The organism is Streptomyces sp. NPDC002623 (assembly GCF_053592635.1).
Window position 1 is genome coordinate 257,064 of record NZ_JBSFWB010000002.1, and the last position, 15,902, is coordinate 272,965.

Consider the following 15,902-nt stretch of genomic DNA (forward strand, 5'->3'; position numbering starts at 1 on the left):
TTCCGGCCGCTGATGCAGCTGCTCCGGCTTCTTGGCCCTCGGCTGGTCGCCACCTCTCGCGCTCATCTTCATGCGGAAGAGCACTTCGTTTCGTTTTTTGCCTGATCTGTCCGACCTGATCTGTCTGACCCGATCTTTCTGATCTGCCAGATCTCTCTGATCTGAATCAGTAGCGAAGCTCGCCACCGCGACGGAGCGGTGCTCCCCGCTTTGTGGACGTGCCAAACCTCCGCAGTCAGGACGTCCCCATTCCGGGTAGTTCCACCCGTCGTCGGCGGCCTTTCGTTGCCTGTCACGAAGGAGCCTGCCATGTCGATGATCCGCGACCTCCGTGCTGTCGTCCGCCCCGCCCGCCCCTCCCTGCGCAAGGGGGGCGGGCGCATGGACAGCGGCGCGTACGACACCACCCGTGACCCCGCGACCCCGTCGGCCGTCGTCGACTGCGCCGTCTACCGGGACGGCTCGCGCGTCGTGTGCACCCAGTCGCCGACCCCGCAGGAGGCCATGCGCCAGGTGCGGCGCGACGGGGGCTTCGTGTGGATCGGTCTGCACGAGCCGACCGAGGCCGAATTCGCCGGTATCGCAGCCGAGTTCGGGCTGCACCCGCTGGCCGTGGAGGACGCGGTGCAGGCGCACCAGCGGCCCAAGCTGGAGCGCTACGACGACTCCCTCTTCACGGTCTTCAAGACCATCCACTACATCGAGCACGACCGGCTCGAGGCCAACAGCGAGGTCGTCGAGACCGGTGAGGTCATGTGCTTCACCGGCAAGGACTTCTTCATCACGGTCCGGCACGGCGGCCAGGGCTCGCTGCGCGCCCTGCGCCACCGCCTCCAGGACGACCCCGAGCTGCTGATCAAGGGCCCCTCCGCGGTGCTGCACGCCATCGCGGACCACGTCGTCGACGGCTACATCGCGGTCGCGGACGCCGTACAGGACGACATCGACGAGGTCGAGACGGAGGTGTTCTCGCCCGGACGCAAGGGCAGCCCGCGCGGCACGGACGCCGGCCGGATCTACCAACTCAAGCGTGAGGTGCTGGAGTTCAAGCGTGCGGTGTCGCCTCTGCTGCGGCCGATGCAGCTGCTGAGCGAGCGGCCGATGCGGCTGATCGACCCCGACATCCAGAAGTACTTCCGGGACGTCGCCGACCACCTCGCCCGGGTCCAGGAGCAGGTCGTCGGCTTCGACGAGCTGCTCAACTCGATTCTCCAGGCCAACCTGGCGCAGGCGTCCGTCGCACAGAACGAGGACATGCGGAAGATCACGTCCTGGGCGGCCATCATCGCCGTGCCGACCATGGTCTGCGGGGTGTACGGCATGAACTTCGACTACATGCCGGAGCTGCACTGGAAGTTCGGCTACCCCGTGGTCATGTCGGCCATGGTGGCCCTCTGCTTCGGCATCCACCGCACGCTGAAGCGCAACGGCTGGCTCTGACGGCGCTCTGGATAGGCTGAGCGCCATGACAAGCGAGCTGCTCGACCAGGCCCTCGTCACGCAGGCCCTGGTCGAGGAGGCCACCAAGAAGTCCGGCCTCATCTGGGTCCAGGGCGCCGGCGAACCGGCCGCGCGTGCACTGTGGCACGTGTGGCACGAGGGCGCGGCCTGTCTGGTCGGCGACGGGCCCGGTGAGCAACCGCTGTCCGGGCTCGTCGGCGGGGGGTCGGCCGAGGTCACCGTCCGCAGCAAGGACAAGGGGGGCCGGCTGGTCTCCTGGACGGCGCGCGTCGTGCAGCTCGAGCCTGCTTCCGAGGCGTGGGAGGCGGCCGTCGCCGAGCTCAAGGGCAAGCGGCTCAACGCGCCCGACGGGGAGGCCATGACCGGGCGCTGGGCGCGGGAGTGCCGGGTACTGCGTCTGGAGCCGACCGGGACCGTCCTGCCGCTGCCCGACGGGGATCTGGCGGCGCGGCCGGCGCCCTCGCCCGCCACCACCCGTGAGCCGGTCCCGGCCGGACTGCCGAAGCTGCTGCTGAAGAAGCGCAGACGCAAGTAACCGGTCGCTACGGAGCCACAAGAGCCACGAGAGCTCCGAGAGCTCCGAGAGCTCCGAGAGTCACGAGGACGGCAGCTGCTTGCCGTAGTCCACCGTCTCGCCCTTCGCCGGTTCCTCCAGGTCGAAGTCCTTGCCCCAGGCGGAGAAGCTCAGCGTGCCCGCGCCGCCCGCGCGTTCCAGGCGCAGCGGGTACGGCTTGCCCTCCAGCGACACGTCCAGCTTGCCGCCGGAGCCGCCGTCGCCGGTGATGCGGATCGTGCGGACGCCGGACTGCTCGTGGTGGCCGTCCGTGGCCAGCGAGCCGTGCAGTGTCAGCAGACCGTCGAGGAGGAGGTCCTTGTCCGTGAAGCCGCTGAACTTCTTGTACGAGGGGTCGCCCGTCGGCACCTTCACGTACTTGCCGTCGAGCTTGTCGGCGGCCGCCGTGTCCGAGCCGTCGCCGGCCTTGCCGTCCTCCTTGTTCCAGAAGGACGCGTCGGCCTTCAGGTACAGCTGCTCGCCGACCCGCAGCAGATGGAAGGCGACCCCTTCCGCGGTGACCGAGCCGGTGCCGCCGTCCGCCTTCAAGCTCATGTCGAGCTTGTACGTGTGCCCGCTGGTGACCACGCTCCCCGACAGCCGCACGGCGTCCACGGCGGCCGCGGCCGTCTTCGTCTTCGACTGGATCTGCGCGGCCGGCAGCTTGCCCACCCCGTTCGTGCCCGCGTCCGGATCCTCACTGCACCCCGCCAGTCCCGTACTTCCCACGACCAGTGCGCACAGCGCGCTCACCAACGAGGTCCGGCGAGTACGACCGTGGGGAATCGCAGTCACAGAGAAGGCTGCCTTTCTGCGGGGGTGTGCTGAGCGGCGTACGGCAGCGTACCGGGGTCTCGGGCCCCGAACGGAGCCGGTCCGTCCGGACCGCCCACCAGGGCGTATCCGATCGGGACGGGCTAGCCTGAAGCCCGCAACGGCGGGCAATCGGGACAAGGGCGGAGGTGCGGTCATGGCAGCGGGCGCCCCGCGGATCTTCGTCTCGCATCTCTCCGCTATCCCCGTCTTCGATCCGAACGGCGATCAAGTGGGGCGGGTGCGCGATCTGGTCGTCGTGCTGCGCGTGGGGCGGCGGCCGCCGAGGGTGCTCGGGCTGGTCGTCGAACTGTCCACCCGGCGCCGGATCTTCCTGCCCATGACCCGGGTGACCGGCATCGAGTCCGGCCAGGTCATCACCACCGGCGTGGTCAACGTGCGGCGCTTCGAGCAGCGGCCCACCGAGCGGCTGGTGTTCGGGGAGCTGCTCGACCGGCGCGTCACGCTCGTCGAGACCGGCGAGGAGGTCAACGTCCTCGATGTGTCGGTGCGGCAGCTGCCGGCCCGCCGGGACTGGGAGATCGACCGGGTCTTCGTCCGCAAGGGGAAGAAGGCGAGCGCCTTCCGGCGGGCCAAGGGCGAGACGCTGACCGTGGAGTGGTCCTCGGTGACCGGGTTCTCGCTGGAGGAGCAGGGACAGGGCGCGGAGAGCCTTCTCGCCACCTTCGAGCAGCTGCGCCCCGCCGACCTCGCCAACGTCCTTCACCATCTGTCGCCGAAGCGGCGCGCCGAGGTCGCCGCCGCCCTGGACGACGACCGCCTCGCCGACGTCCTGGAGGAGCTGCCGGAGGACGACCAGATCGAGATCCTCGGCAAGCTGAAGGAGGAGCGCGCGGCGGACGTCCTGGAGGCGATGGACCCCGACGACGCGGCCGACCTGCTCTCCGAGCTCCCGGAGGAGGACAAGGAGCGGCTGCTGAGCCTGATGGAGCCGGCGGACGCGGCCGACATGCGGCGGCTGATGGCGTACGAGGAGCACACCGCGGGCGGGCTGATGACCACCGAGCCGATCGTCCTGCGGCCCGACGCCACCGTCGCCGACGCCCTCGCGCGCGTCCGCAACCCGGACCTCTCCCCCGCGCTCGCCGCCCAGGTCTACGTCTGCCGCCCGCCCGACGAGACCCCGACCGGCAAGTACCTGGGCACGGTCCACTTCCAGCGTCTGCTGCGCGACCCCCCGTACACGCTGGTCAGCGCGCTGCTCGACGACGATCTGCAGGCCCTGGCGCCGGACGCGGCGCTGCCGGTCGTCGCCGGGTTCTTCGCGACGTACGACATGGTCGCGGCGCCCGTGGTGGACGAGGCGGGGTCGCTCCTCGGCGCGGTGACCGTGGACGACGTCCTGGACCACATGCTGCCGGAGGACTGGCGGGAGACCGAGTTCCACCTCCAGGACGAGCCCGAGGACGCGACCGGGGCCGAGAACGCGACGGACGCCGGGGCGACGGCCGAGGGGGCTGGTTCCCATGGCTCCTGAGCGCGAGAGCGGCGGCCGCGTGGAGCGCACCCCGGTCGGGGCGACGGCGGCCGGCCGGCACCGCCCCCGCCTGGACCAGCCGCGGCCGCGCCGGCGGCCGCTGCTGCCCGAGTGGGACCCGGAGGCGTTCGGACGGCTGTCGGAGCGCATCGCCCGCTTCCTGGGCACCGGACGGTTCATCGTCTGGATGACGGTCGTCATCATCGTCTGGGTGCTGTGGAACATCTTCGCGCCGCGCGACCTGCGCTTCGACAACTACCCCTTCATCTTCCTGACCCTGATGCTGTCCCTCCAGGCCTCCTACGCGGCCCCGCTGATCCTGCTCGCGCAGAACCGGCAGGACGACCGCGACCGGGTCAACCTCGAGCAGGACCGCAAGCAGAACGAACGGTCCATCGCCGACACCGAGTACCTGACCAGGGAGATCGCCGCCCTGCGCATCGGCCTCGGCGAGGTCGCCACCCGGGACTGGATCCGCTCGGAGCTCCAGGACATGGTCAAGGAACTGGAGGAACGGGAGAACGGGCACCGCCGACATGCCGTATTCCCGGCAGAACGGTCTCGGGGACGTGACGTAGAAGACCGGTGACCGACTTACCGGGGCCCCCGCCGGCAGCCGTACCATCGACCTCATGGCTAGCGAAGACGCGGTGCGCGAGGCACTGGCGACGGTGAACGACCCCGAGATCAACCGACCCATCACCGAACTCGGGATGGTGAAGTCGGTCGAGATCGGCGCGGACGGGGTGGTCGCGGTCGCCGTGTACCTGACGGTCTCCGGCTGCCCGATGCGCGAGACGATCACGCAGCGTGTGACGGACGCGGTCTCCCGGGTGGACGGTGTCACCCGCGTCGACGTCACGCTCGACGTGATGAGCGACGAGCAGCGCAAGGAGCTGGCGACCGCCCTGCGCGGCGGCACCGCCGAGCGCGAGGTCCCCTTCGCCAAGCCGGGCTCGCTGACCCGCGTGTACGCGATCGCCTCCGGCAAGGGCGGCGTCGGCAAGTCGTCGGTGACGGTGAACCTGGCGGCGGCGATGGCGGCCGACGGCCTGAAGGTGGGCGTGGTCGACGCCGACATCTACGGTCACAGCGTGCCGCGCATGCTGGGGGCCGACGGCCTTCCGACCCAGGTCGAGAACATGATCATGCCGCCGTCCGCGCACGGCGTGAAGGTCATCTCCATCGGCATGTTCACGCCGGGCAACTCCGCGGTCGTCTGGCGCGGCCCGATGCTCCACCGCGCGCTCCAGCAGTTCCTGTCCGACGTGTACTGGGGCGACCTGGACGTGCTGCTGATGGACCTTCCGCCGGGCACGGGCGACATCGCGATCTCGGTGGCCCAGCTGGTCCCCAACGCGGAGATCGTGGTCGTCACCACCCCGCAGCAGGCCGCGGCCGAGGTGGCCGAGCGGGCGGGCTCCATCGCCGTGCAGACCCACCAGAAGATCGTCGGCGTGGTCGAGAACATGTCCGGCCTGCCCTGCCCGCACTGCGGCGAGATGGTCGACGTCTTCGGCACGGGCGGCGGACAGTCGGTGGCGGAGGGACTGACCCGCACGACCGGCGCCAACGTCCCGGTCCTCGGCTCCATCCCGATCGACGTCCGGCTGCGCGAGGGCGGCGACGAGGGCAAGCCGGTGGTCCTGAGCGACCCCGACTCCCCGGCGGGCGCGGCCCTGCGGGCGATCGCGGGCAAGCTCGGCGGCCGCCAGCGCGGCCTCTCCGGACTGTCGCTGGGGATCACTCCGCGCAACAAGTTCTAGCGCGACAAGTTCTGGCGCGACGACCGTCAGGGTGCCCACCGCCGGGAGGGCACCCTACGTCGTACCTAGGGCCGGTCCGGCCCTAGGCGTACTCGGCGATGTCCTTGATCATGGCGAAGCCGAGCCCGTATGCGCTCATGCCCCTCCCGTACGCCCCCACGTGCACCCCTTCCGAGGTCGAGCCGGCCAGTACCCAGCCGAACTCGGACTCGCGGTAGTGGAAGGGCGTCGGCACGCCGTCGACCGGCAGGGACAGCGTCGACCAGTCCGGTCCCGAGAGGTCGTCGGCGAGGACCCACGCCGTCTCGGTCTGCTGGTCCAGCCAGTCGTCGCGCAGGCTGTGGTCCATCTGGCCCGGCCAGGTGAAGGACAGCAGGCCCACCCCCGCGAGCCAGGCCGCCGAGGACACCGAGGTGGCCTCCAGCAGGCCCGTGCCGTCGGCGCTGCGCCGTACGGGGTTCGTGGCGACGGTCACGACGACCGCGAACTTCCCGCGGTCCTCGCCGGCCGTCTCATGCCGGACGGAGGGCTCGTCGCCGTGTCCGATCGAACCGTGCTCGACGGCCCCGTCGGCCGCCGTACCCACCTGCATCAGCCAGCGCGGCCCTGTGAAGGCCTCGTCGAGGCCGTACCAGGGGAAGGGTGCCTCCAAGTAGCCGTCGACGGTACGCCGGGCGGAGGGGACCTGTTGTCCGCCCTCCGCGTCCGGCGTCTGCGCGACTGCCCGACTCGTCGTCTCCATGTGCCCGGACGCCTCCTCGTTCTCGACGAAGCGACCGGCCCGCCCCCCTTCGGGCGTACTCGTCCGCTCCGCACAACAACCAGGCAGCATAGCCACCCCGCTCCGGACTGCCGGGAATCCACCCGGCGCGTGCGGCGTGCGCCCCCTCACATCGGGGGACGCGAGTGACTCGGGACAGGCCTAGGTGGCGTCCGCGTCGAAGGGCGGGCGGTCGTCCTTGCCCGGTTCTTCGGGCTTCTTGGTCATGTCGATCCGACCGTCGCCGGACGAGGACGAACCCGAGGACGAGGAGGACGATCCCGAGGCCGCGGTGTCCGTGTCGCGGCTGTGGACCGCGTCCGTGACCTCGGCCATCTCCTTCTTCAGGTCGAAGCCGTTGCGGATCTCCTTGAGCCCCAGCTCGTCGTTGTCCAGCTGCTTGCGGATGAACGTCTTGGGGTTGAGGTCCTCGAACTCGAAGTCCTTGAACTCCGGTCCCAGCTCGCTGCGGATGTCCGCCTTGGCGCTCTCCGAGAACTCACGGATCTTCCGGACGGTACGCATCATGTCCTGGATGACCTTCGGGAGCTTGTCCGGACCGAAGACGAGCACGGCCAGGACGGCGATCGTCACCAGCTCGAGCGGTCCTATGTCATTGAACACCTGAAGCTCCTTGCGCGATGTCCGCGGTCCTCGGCCCTCGGGCCCTGAGTGATCAAGTGCGGGTCTTCCGTGGTCCGGGCCGGGTCCACGGTACCTGTCGCACCTGTCCGACCGGTACCGTCCCGAGGCCCCCGAATGCGTGTAGGCGGCCGGTTTTCCGCGTTGTTTGCCTTGTGGGACCGCGTTTCACGGTCCGACCTGTGACGTTTCTGTCAATCGATGGGAGCGGGCTGGCAGCGCCCCGGCGGACGAGCCCAGTACCGGTCTCACGACCGGCCCACGACCTGGTCCTAGCCGTCGGACGAGCCCAGGACCAGTGTGAGCGTCCGTTCCTGCCCGGCACGCTGGATCGTCAGCTCCAGGCGGTCGCCGGGGCGGTGGGCGCGGGTCTTGACGATCAGCTCCTCACCGGAGTGGATGCGCTGCCCGTCGACCTCCGTGACGACGTCTCCGGCCCGGATGCCGGCCCGGTCGCCGGGGCCGCCCGCGGTGACCGGCGCGTCTCCGTCACCGCCGGCCGCGCCGACCCGGGCGCCGTCACCGGCGTAGTCCAGGTCGAGGGTGATGCCGATGACCGGGTGGGTCGCCTTGCCGTTGTTGATCAGCTCTTCGGCGACCCGCTTGCCCTGGTTGATCGGGATGGCGAAACCGAGGCCGATCGAACCGGCCTGGGCGCTGCCGGAGTCGGTGCCGTCGTCGGCGGAGCGGATGGCGGAGTTGATGCCGATGACATGGCCCTGCGCGTCGAGCAGGGGGCCGCCGGAGTTGCCGGGATTGATCGGCGCGTCGGTCTGCAGGGCGTCGACGTACGACACGTCGCTGCCGTCCCCGCTCTCGCCACCGGCGACGACGGGCCGTTCCCTGGCGCTGATGATGCCGGAGGTGACGGTGCCCTCCAGATCGAAGGGGGCGCCGATGGCGACGACCGGGTCGCCGACCTGGACGTTGTCGGAGTTGCCGAGCTGGAGGGGCTGCAGACCCTGCACCCCGGTCACCCGCACCACGGCGAGGTCATAGCCGCTGTCCCTGCCGACGACCTCGGCCTCGGCGGTCTGGCCCCCGTTGAAGACGACCGATATCTCGCCGTCGCCGCCGGCGGGCTCGACGACATGGTTGTTGGTGAGGATGTAGCCGCGCGGGTCGAGCACGAAGCCGGTTCCGGTGCCGGACTCCTCGCTCCCGCTGACATGCAGCGTGACGACGCTGGGCAGGGCCCGCGCGGCGATCCCGGCGACGCTGTCCGCGGCCCGCCCGGTGGGCTCCGCGGAGGCCTGCGGCAGCCGTACGGGGTTCAGCCCGCCGTTGCGCTCCAGATAGGTGCCCACGGCTCCGCCGAGCCCACCGGAGACCAGCGCGACGGCCAGCGCTCCGCCGATCAGCCTCCCCCGCACCCGCCTGCGCCGCTCCGCCTCGGTGTCCACCCCGGCCCCGGTCTGCTGGAACGGTCCGCCGACGGCGGGCCCGGCCCCCTGTGCACCTGCGAGCGGGGCGGGAGCCCAGGGGTCGTAGCGGCGCCAGGGGTCGGCGGGTTCGGTCGCGGACTGCTGCGGTATCGGCAGCGGTACGGGCGGGCCGGGGGCGGCCTGGTGCGGGATCGCAGGGGGAACGGGTGCGGGCGGGGGCAGCGCGGTGCCGTGCGCGGGCGTGACCGCCGGGTGCTGGACGGGCGGCGCGGGCGCCCAGGGACCCGGCTCACCGTACGGCGGGGTGCTGTAGGGGTCGGGGTCGTGCAACGGCTTGGGACGCTCTTCGGCGACCGGCCCCGACTCCACGGGACCCGTCTCCCCGGGACCCGCGCCGTCCTGGACCACGGACCGGCTCGACCCGGCGGCGACGAGAGCCTCCGAGCCTGCCGAGCCCACCGAGCCTGCCGAGCCTGCCGAGCCTGCCGAGCCTGCCGAGCCTGCCGAGCTTGCCGAGCCCACCGAGTCTGCCGAGCCCACCGAACCTGCTGACCCGGCCGACTCCACCGACTCCGACTCCCCCCACTCCACCGACTCAGGCACGGGCTCCGCGGGCGTCGGGCGGGCCAGTTCGAAGTCGCCTTCGTCCGTGGGAGCGGGCGGGCTCACGGCCGTCTCCGGACCCGGGTCCGCGGGGCGCTGTCGCTCCGAGGACGCCTGCGGTCGAGGCCGGCTCCACCACTTCGCCCCCGTGGGCTTCCCCTCGTCCATGCTCTCCCCACGCTCGAGCCCCAGCCCCGGCCCGGCTGACTCCGGGCAGGGCACGGTCGGTCCACCCTGGATTCAACCAGGTTCGAGCCGGAGCGACGCAGGGCCCGGGTCAGCGGGTGTTCTGCGAGGAAGGCGAGCCGCTGGGAGCGGAGGTGGCGTCGGGGACGGGTGCGGCGAGCAGACCGGGAGCAGTGGCCTCGGTCCCGTTGGTCCAGGCGGTGAGCGAGGTCAGCGCGATCGGCGGATGCGTGCCGAGCGGACGTATCAGCGGGGACATGACCGCCGCGCCGGCCACCATGGGCGTGGTGAGCCGGTGCAGGGCCTGCTCGACCTGACCGCCGGCCGGCGAGGGCACGCCGGGCAGCAGCGGCGCGGACACCTCGGTCGGGGCCACCGGGGTGTCGCCGAGCTGGCCGCCCTGGGAGAGCAGCGGGCCGACGGCACGACGGCGCTGGTTCTCCTGCGTCGCCGAGGAACCCGTGCCCGAGCCAGGTGTGCGGGCCGGCGTCACATTGCTCCCGGACCCCGAGCCGCCACGGCCGTCCGCGGTCGTGTCGATCGGGGCGACGGTGGTCATGCCGCCCAGGGCGATCGCGGCCAGCGACACCGCGCCGGCGGCGACGAACGCGAACCGCATGCTGCGCGAGCGCTCCGCGTCGCTGCGGTCGCCGCCACGGCCGACGGGGTGGATGCGGAAACCCCGGTCCGAGGCGGGTGACAGGACGGAGCCGTGGTCGCGGGCGGGTACATAGCCGAACTCGAACGGCTCGTCCCGTCTGCCGCCCCTCATTCCGAAGACTCCGCCGGGGATTCCCTCGGTGAAGGCTCCGCCGCCCAGCGGGCTGCCGCCGTCGCCGGGATCGCCGCCCCCGGGAAGCCCCTGGAGACGGGCCAGGAAGCTCTCCGAGGGGGCCGGTGGGGCCACCTCCGCGAAGACGTTCTTCAGCCGGCGCTGCGCGTCGACCTCCGACTTGCACTTGGGGCAGGTCGCCACATGCGCCAGCACCCGCTCGCGGGTGTCATGACCGAGCTCGCCGTCCACCAGGGCCGAGAGCCGGTCACCGAGATGCTGCTCCGCGAGGAGCCTCTCGGCTGCGTTGTTTCGGGATCCGGTTCCACTCACGCGGTCGCGCCCCCTCCTCCCAGAGCGGGCACGCGGGGCACGAAGGAGCGTCGCTCCGCGCGTGCCTCGGGCGAGCGGTGGGCGAGGGCCTTGCGCAGCTGTGAACGGCCGCGGTGGATGCGCGAGCGGACCGTGCCCAGCTTGACGCCCAGGGTCGCGGCGATCTCCTCGTAGGACAGGCCTTCGATGTCACAGAGGACGACCGCGGCGCGGAACTCGGGCGCGAGGGTGTCGAGGGCCTGCTGGACGTCCGCGTCGAAGTGGGCGTCGTTGAAGACCTGCTGCGGGTTGGGCTCCTTGCTGGGCAGCCGCTCGGCCGCGTCGTCGCCCAGCGCGTCGAAGCGGATGCGCTGCTTGCGGCGGACCATGTCCAGGAAGAGGTTGGTGGTGATGCGGTGCAGCCAGCCCTCGAACGTGCCCGGCGTGTACGTCGACAGGGAACGGAAGACACGGACGAAGACCTCTTGGGTGAGATCCTCGGCGTCGTGCTGGTTGCCGGTCAGACGGTAGGCGAGCCGGTAGACCCGGCCGCTGTGCATGCTGACGATCTCCTCCCACGTGGGCGGAGTCCATGCCTGCCCGTCCGCGTCGGTGGAGAAGGTCGCGGTCTGGGCTGGGCCGTCGGCGATGCCGGCGGCGTGGCTGGGGTCAGCAGCGGTGTCGTTCACGGATTTCGGCCTGCCTGCCGAACCGAGAAAGCGCCGCAGCACTCCTCCCCGATCCACAGGCGCAGCCGCACCTCCCCTGTCGGCTCTGGTGGTGTCCAGTGGAGCCCCTACCATAGCCACCTCGCCCGTTAGCTCCGGATAAGCGGTTTTACGAGAAATTGATCTGGGCTGATACGGCTCATACGGCTGCGTCAGCACTTGCTCGACACCCGGTCCCTCATCGTGATCCAACTGTGTCCCCCCGTCATCGTTCCCACCCCTTCAAACGCCCGGTCCCATCTGCGGGTTCCCGGCGGCAACGGATACAGTCACGCCCAGGCAACCACGGGGACAGGAGAGGGTCATTACCGGCAACCGGCAGGCAAGCTGGGCGTTCGCCGACGCCTATGCCGCCGAGGACGAAGCGCTGCTCTGGGCCCGTGACCGGGCCCGCGACGCAGGGCTGCGCTCGGTGTCGCCCAGCACGGGCGCGGCCCTGCGGATGCTCGCTGCCACCGCGGACGCGAAGGCGGTCGCGGAGATCGGTACCGGAACCGGCGTCTCCGGGATCCACCTGCTGTACGGGATGCGCCCCGACGGCGTCCTGACGACCGTCGACCCCGAGCCGGAGCACCAGCAGTTCGCCCGGCAGGCCTTCCGCGCCTGCGGCTTCGCCAGCAACCGGGCCCGTTTCATCCCGGGCCGCGCCCTGGACGTCCTGCCCCGCCTCGCGGACGCCGGCTACGACCTCGTCTTCTGCGACGGCGACCGGCTCGAGCTGATGGAGTACCTCGCTGAATCGTTGCGCCTGCTGCGGCCGGGCGGGCTGGTCGTCTTCGAGGGCGTCTTCGCCAACGGCCGCACGGTCGATTCGGGGCCGCAGCCCACGGAGGTCATAAGGATCCGGGAGCTGCTGCGGGCGGTGCGCGAGAGCCACGAGCTGGTGCCGTCGCTGCTCCCGGTGGGCGACGGCCTGCTGTGCGCGGTCAAGCGCTAGGCGCTCCGCTGGAGATGCCGCGATGTGCCGTCGTTCGGCTGCGGCGCCGTCGTGGCTGGTCGCGCAGTTCCCCGCGCCCCTTCGGGGCGCTGCTGACTTCGCCCGGCCCGCTTAGGCGAAACGTGGAAAAACAACCGCTCCGGCATCCCGAAGGATGCCGGAGCGGTCGAAAGAACAGGGTCGCTTGCGCGTCAGCCGACGACCTTCTTGAGGGCGTCGCCGAGCGCGTCGGCCTCGTCAGGGGTCAGCTCGACGACGAGCCGCCCGCCGCCTTCGAGCGGAACGCGCATGACGATGCCCCGCCCCTCCTTGGTCACCTCGAGCGGGCCATCACCCGTCCGCGGCTTCATGGCCGCCATGCTCGTTCCCCTTCCTGAAACCAGCTCATCGCCAAAGCCGACGGCCCGTGGAGGGCAGCCGCAGTCCAGCGTGGGACACGCGACACCGGCATCGAACACATTGCTTCCAAGCCATTATCCCGCATCTCAGGACCCGATGACCAACATCAGTCGGCATCGCTTGGGCAACGCGCGCGAGCAAAACCACTCAATTCGGCGATGTGACTGCGATACTGCGCCGCCGCACGAGCTCCGCCCGCCCGGAAACCGTCCCGAATTCTTTGACGCAGGTCACATGTCGGGTCCGGTCCGTGGACGGCGATCTCCGCCATGCTGTCCTCGTACACCGGACGTACCGACCAGTAGTACGTCGGAGCCGCGACACGGAGGGGAAACGCCATGGCCGACACCGTGCTCTACGAGGTGAGCGACGGACTCGCGACGATCACGCTGAACCGCCCCGAGGCGATGAACGCGCTGAACATCGCGACCAAGGTCGCCCTCCGGGACGCGGTCGGGTCCGCGGCGGCCGACGAGGCCGTACGGGCCGTGCTGCTGACCGCCGCGGGTGAGCGGGCGTTCTGCGTGGGGCAGGACCTCAAGGAGCACATCGGGCTGCTGGCCGAGGGCTCGAAGCAGGTCATGAGCACGGTCGCCGAGCACTACAACCCGATCGTGCGGGCGCTGACGGAAGCGCGGAAGCCGGTGGTCGCCGCGGTGAACGGGGTCGCCGCGGGCGCCGGATTCGGGTTCGCGCTGGCCGCGGACTACCGGATCGTGGCCGACACCGCGTCCTTCAACACCTCGTTCGCCGGTGTCGCGCTGACCGCCGACTCCGGGGTGTCCTGGACCCTGCCGCGGGTGATCGGCCCCGGGCGGGCCGCCGATCTGCTGCTGTTCCCGCGCAGCATCAAGGCGCAGGAGGCGTACGAGCTCGGCATCGCGAACCGGGTGGTTCCCTCGGCGGAGCTGCGCGTGGAGGGCGAGAAGGTCGCTCGCGCCCTGGCCTCGGGGCCGACGGTGGCATACGCGGCGATCAAGGAGGCCGTCGCCTACGGGTTCTCGCACTCGCTCTCCGAGACGCTGGACAAGGAGGACGAGCTGCAGACGCGAGCCGGGGCGTCCGAGGACCACGGGATCGCGGTGCAGGCCTTCATCGACAAGGAGCAGCCCAAGTATCTGGGCCGCTGACGATCCGTGCCCCGTACCGACACCGCCCCGCGCCCCTAGGCGGGTCTGCTCGCGCACGCTTCCAGGTGGTCGTTGACCAGGCCGCACGCCTGCATCAGGGCGTAGGCCGTCGTCGGGCCCACGAACCTCAGGCCCCGCTTCTTCAGGGCCTTCGACAGGGCCGTGGACTCGTCGGTGACGGCAGGGACGTCCGACACCGTCTTCGGGGCCGGGCCCGCGGCCGGGGCGTGCGACCAGATCAGTTCGTCCAGGTCGCCCGGGGCCCAGTCGGCCAGCAGACGGGCGTTGGCGAGGGTGGCGTCGATCTTGGCCCGGTTGCGGATGATGCCCGGGTCGATGAGAAGGCGTTCGCGGTCCTCGTCGGTGAAGCCGGCCACCGAGGCGATCTTGAAGCCGGCGAAGGCGGTGCGGAAAGTGGGGCGGCGGCGCAGGATCGTGATCCAGGAGAGGCCGGACTGGAAGGCCTCGAGGCTGAGGCGTTCGAAGAGCGCGTCGTCGCCGTGGACCGGGCGGCCCCACTCCTCGTCGTGGTACGTCACGTAGTCCGGCGTGGACAGGGCCCAGGGGCAGCGCAGCGCGCCGTCCTCGCCCGGGAGGGCCGTGCCGTCGCTCACTGGTGGTCCTCGGGGGCGGGCTTCTCGAAGGAGACCGCCGAGGCGTGCACGCCGGACAGGGCGGACTCCAGGTCGGCGATGCGGGCGTCGCGCTCGGCGAGTTCGGCGGCGACGCGGTTGAGGGCGTCGTCCACGTCCGCCATGCGGTAGCCGCGGGTGGCCAGCGGGAAGCGGAGGTGGTCGATGTCCGCCCGGTCGACCGGGCGGTCCGGGGGCAGCGGGTCGTGCAGTCGCTCGGGGGCGACCTCCGGCAGCGGGCCGGTGCCCTCGCCGCCGCCCACCACGGCGAGTGTCACCGCGGCGACCACGACGGCGAGCGCGATGACCAGGAACAAGAACATAACCATCGGTGGGCCCCCACACTCGGTGTGCTCGGAGTGGATGTGTGTGCGTCCGATCGTGCCATGCGGGTCGGACAGTTAGGGTCGCAGGCGGTGGATGTGCAGGCCGTACTAGGAGAGGTCACAGGGGATGCTCAGGCTGGGCAGGCGGGAATTCGGCGCGCACGAGCCGGTGATCATGGCGATCGTGAACCGGACCCCGGACTCCTTCTACGACCAGGGGGCGACCTTCCGTGACGAGCCGGCCCTCGCGCGCGTGGAGCAGGCGGTGGCGGAGGGCGCGACCGTCATCGACGTCGGCGGGGTCAAGGCCGGGCCCGGCGAAGAGGTGACGGCGCAGGAGGAGGCCCGGCGGACCGTCGGCTTCGTGGCCGAGGTGCGGCGGCGCTTCCCGGACGTGATCATCAGCGTGGACACCTGGCGCGCGGAGGTCGGGGAGGCGGTCTGCGAGGCGGGCGCGGATCTGCTGAACGACGCGTGGGGCGGCGTGGATCCGCGGCTGGCGGAGGTCGCGGCGCGGTACCGGGTCGGGCTGGTGTGCACGCACGCGGGGGGCGCGCAGCCGCGGACGCGTCCGCACCGGGTGACGTACGACGACGTCATGGCCGACATCCTGGACGTGACCGTGGGGCTCGCGGAGCGGGCGGCGGCGCTGGGCGTGCCGCGGGAGTCGATCATGATCGATCCGGGGCACGACTTCGGGAAGAACACCCGGCACAGCCTGGAGGCGACTCGGCGGCTCGGGGAGATGGTGGAGACGGGGTGGCCGGTGCTGGTCTCGCTGTCCAACAAGGACTTCGTCGGGGAGACGTTGGACCGGCCGGTGAAGGAGCGGGTGGTGGGGACCCTGGCGACGACCGCGGTGTCGGCGTGGCTGGGGGCGCAGGTGTACCGGGTGCACGAGGTCGCCGAGACCCGGCAGGTGCTGGACATGGTCGCGTCCATCGCCGGGCACCGGCCTCCGGCGGTGGCCCGGCGCGGGCTGGCGTAGGCCTCAGGTGC

At 71.2% G+C, this 15,902-nt stretch carries 17 protein-coding genes; 8 read left to right on the forward strand and 9 right to left on the reverse strand.

From position 1 onward, the window contains the following. The first annotated feature begins 309 nt into the window (after positions 1 to 309). Both ACWD4O_RS03840 and ACWD4O_RS03845 read left to right on the forward strand, forming a co-directional pair. A complete protein-coding gene (locus ACWD4O_RS03840) occupies positions 310 to 1,440 on the forward strand; it encodes a magnesium and cobalt transport protein CorA (RefSeq protein ID WP_451277112.1) in 1,131 nt (376 codons plus the stop codon). A gap of 25 nt (positions 1,441 to 1,465) precedes the next feature. After that, positions 1,466 to 1,996, forward strand: coding sequence for a hypothetical protein (locus ACWD4O_RS03845; protein WP_451277114.1), 531 nt, complete (start codon positions 1,466 to 1,468; stop codon positions 1,994 to 1,996). 60 nt (positions 1,997 to 2,056) lie between these two features. On the opposite strand, the gene ACWD4O_RS03850 is transcribed toward ACWD4O_RS03845, so the two are convergent. After that, positions 2,057 to 2,809, reverse strand: a complete 753-nt coding sequence (locus tag ACWD4O_RS03850) for a hypothetical protein (protein WP_451277116.1) — start codon at positions 2,807 to 2,809, stop codon at positions 2,057 to 2,059. Positions 2,810 to 2,984: 175 nt separating this feature from the next. Between ACWD4O_RS03850 and ACWD4O_RS03855 the strand changes: the two genes are divergently transcribed. From ACWD4O_RS03855 to ACWD4O_RS03865, 3 genes are read left to right on the forward strand one after another with little or no spacing between them, the layout of a single operon-like run. Then, the gene (locus ACWD4O_RS03855; RefSeq protein WP_451277118.1) at positions 2,985 to 4,325 is read left to right on the forward strand and encodes a magnesium transporter MgtE N-terminal domain-containing protein; all 1,341 of its coding nucleotides are present in this window, start codon (positions 2,985 to 2,987) and stop codon (positions 4,323 to 4,325) included. Further along, positions 4,315 to 4,914, forward strand: coding sequence for a DUF1003 domain-containing protein (locus ACWD4O_RS03860; RefSeq protein ID WP_451277120.1), 600 nt, complete (start codon positions 4,315 to 4,317; stop codon positions 4,912 to 4,914). Before ACWD4O_RS03855 ends, ACWD4O_RS03860 begins: the two co-directional genes overlap by 11 nt. A gap of 43 nt (positions 4,915 to 4,957) precedes the next feature. Beyond that, on the forward strand, positions 4,958 to 6,091 hold the full coding sequence (locus tag ACWD4O_RS03865; RefSeq protein WP_451277122.1) for an Mrp/NBP35 family ATP-binding protein: 1,134 nt from the start codon (positions 4,958 to 4,960) through the stop codon (positions 6,089 to 6,091). An 82-nt stretch (positions 6,092 to 6,173) separates the two neighbouring features. On the opposite strand, the gene ACWD4O_RS03870 is transcribed toward ACWD4O_RS03865, so the two are convergent. The 5 genes from ACWD4O_RS03870 to sigE form a co-directional block, all read right to left on the reverse strand. Next, positions 6,174 to 6,833, reverse strand: coding sequence for a hypothetical protein (locus ACWD4O_RS03870; RefSeq protein WP_451277124.1), 660 nt, complete (start codon positions 6,831 to 6,833; stop codon positions 6,174 to 6,176). A 180-nt stretch (positions 6,834 to 7,013) separates the two neighbouring features. Beyond that, the gene (locus ACWD4O_RS03875; protein ID WP_358801108.1) at positions 7,014 to 7,475 is read right to left on the reverse strand and encodes a sec-independent translocase; all 462 of its coding nucleotides are present in this window, start codon (positions 7,473 to 7,475) and stop codon (positions 7,014 to 7,016) included. A gap of 290 nt (positions 7,476 to 7,765) precedes the next feature. Beyond that, positions 7,766 to 9,649: a trypsin-like peptidase domain-containing protein gene (locus ACWD4O_RS03880; RefSeq protein ID WP_451277126.1), complete on the reverse strand. Its 1,884-nt coding sequence runs from the start codon at positions 9,647 to 9,649 to the stop codon at positions 7,766 to 7,768. Between the two features lie 109 nt (positions 9,650 to 9,758). Further along, positions 9,759 to 10,772 (reverse strand): anti-sigma factor family protein, encoded by a 1,014-nt coding sequence (locus ACWD4O_RS03885; protein ID WP_451277128.1) that lies wholly within the window; start codon positions 10,770 to 10,772, stop codon positions 9,759 to 9,761. Beyond that, on the reverse strand, positions 10,769 to 11,482 hold the full coding sequence (gene sigE / locus ACWD4O_RS03890) for an RNA polymerase sigma factor SigE (protein WP_351916789.1): 714 nt from the start codon (positions 11,480 to 11,482) through the stop codon (positions 10,769 to 10,771). Before sigE ends, ACWD4O_RS03885 begins: the two co-directional genes overlap by 4 nt. Positions 11,483 to 11,717: 235 nt before the next feature. Here sigE and ACWD4O_RS03895 point away from each other — a divergent pair, with 235 nt between their 5' ends. Then, the gene (locus ACWD4O_RS03895) at positions 11,718 to 12,416 is read left to right on the forward strand and encodes an O-methyltransferase (RefSeq protein ID WP_450948290.1); all 699 of its coding nucleotides are present in this window, start codon (positions 11,718 to 11,720) and stop codon (positions 12,414 to 12,416) included. A 191-nt stretch (positions 12,417 to 12,607) separates the two neighbouring features. Here ACWD4O_RS03895 and ACWD4O_RS03900 read toward each other — a convergent pair whose 3' ends face one another. Next, on the reverse strand, positions 12,608 to 12,775 hold the full coding sequence (locus ACWD4O_RS03900) for a DUF3117 domain-containing protein (RefSeq protein WP_003966491.1): 168 nt from the start codon (positions 12,773 to 12,775) through the stop codon (positions 12,608 to 12,610). Positions 12,776 to 13,153: 378 nt separating this feature from the next. Here ACWD4O_RS03900 and chcB point away from each other — a divergent pair, with 378 nt between their 5' ends. After that, complete coding sequence (gene chcB / locus ACWD4O_RS03905; RefSeq protein WP_451277130.1) at positions 13,154 to 13,945, forward strand: 2-cyclohexenylcarbonyl CoA isomerase; 792 nt, start codon at positions 13,154 to 13,156, stop codon at positions 13,943 to 13,945. A 35-nt stretch (positions 13,946 to 13,980) separates the two neighbouring features. On the opposite strand, the gene ACWD4O_RS03910 is transcribed toward chcB, so the two are convergent. Continuing rightward, a complete protein-coding gene (locus tag ACWD4O_RS03910) occupies positions 13,981 to 14,559 on the reverse strand; it encodes a DNA-3-methyladenine glycosylase I (protein WP_451277132.1) in 579 nt (192 codons plus the stop codon). Beyond that, entirely contained in the window at positions 14,556 to 14,900 is a 345-nt protein-coding gene (locus ACWD4O_RS03915) for a DivIVA domain-containing protein (protein WP_451277721.1), read from the reverse strand. Before ACWD4O_RS03915 ends, ACWD4O_RS03910 begins: the two co-directional genes overlap by 4 nt. Positions 14,901 to 15,030: 130 nt before the next feature. Here ACWD4O_RS03915 and folP point away from each other — a divergent pair, with 130 nt between their 5' ends. Beyond that, complete coding sequence (gene folP / locus ACWD4O_RS03920) at positions 15,031 to 15,891, forward strand: dihydropteroate synthase (RefSeq protein WP_451277134.1); 861 nt, start codon at positions 15,031 to 15,033, stop codon at positions 15,889 to 15,891. Positions 15,892 to 15,902: the final 11 nt, after the last annotated feature.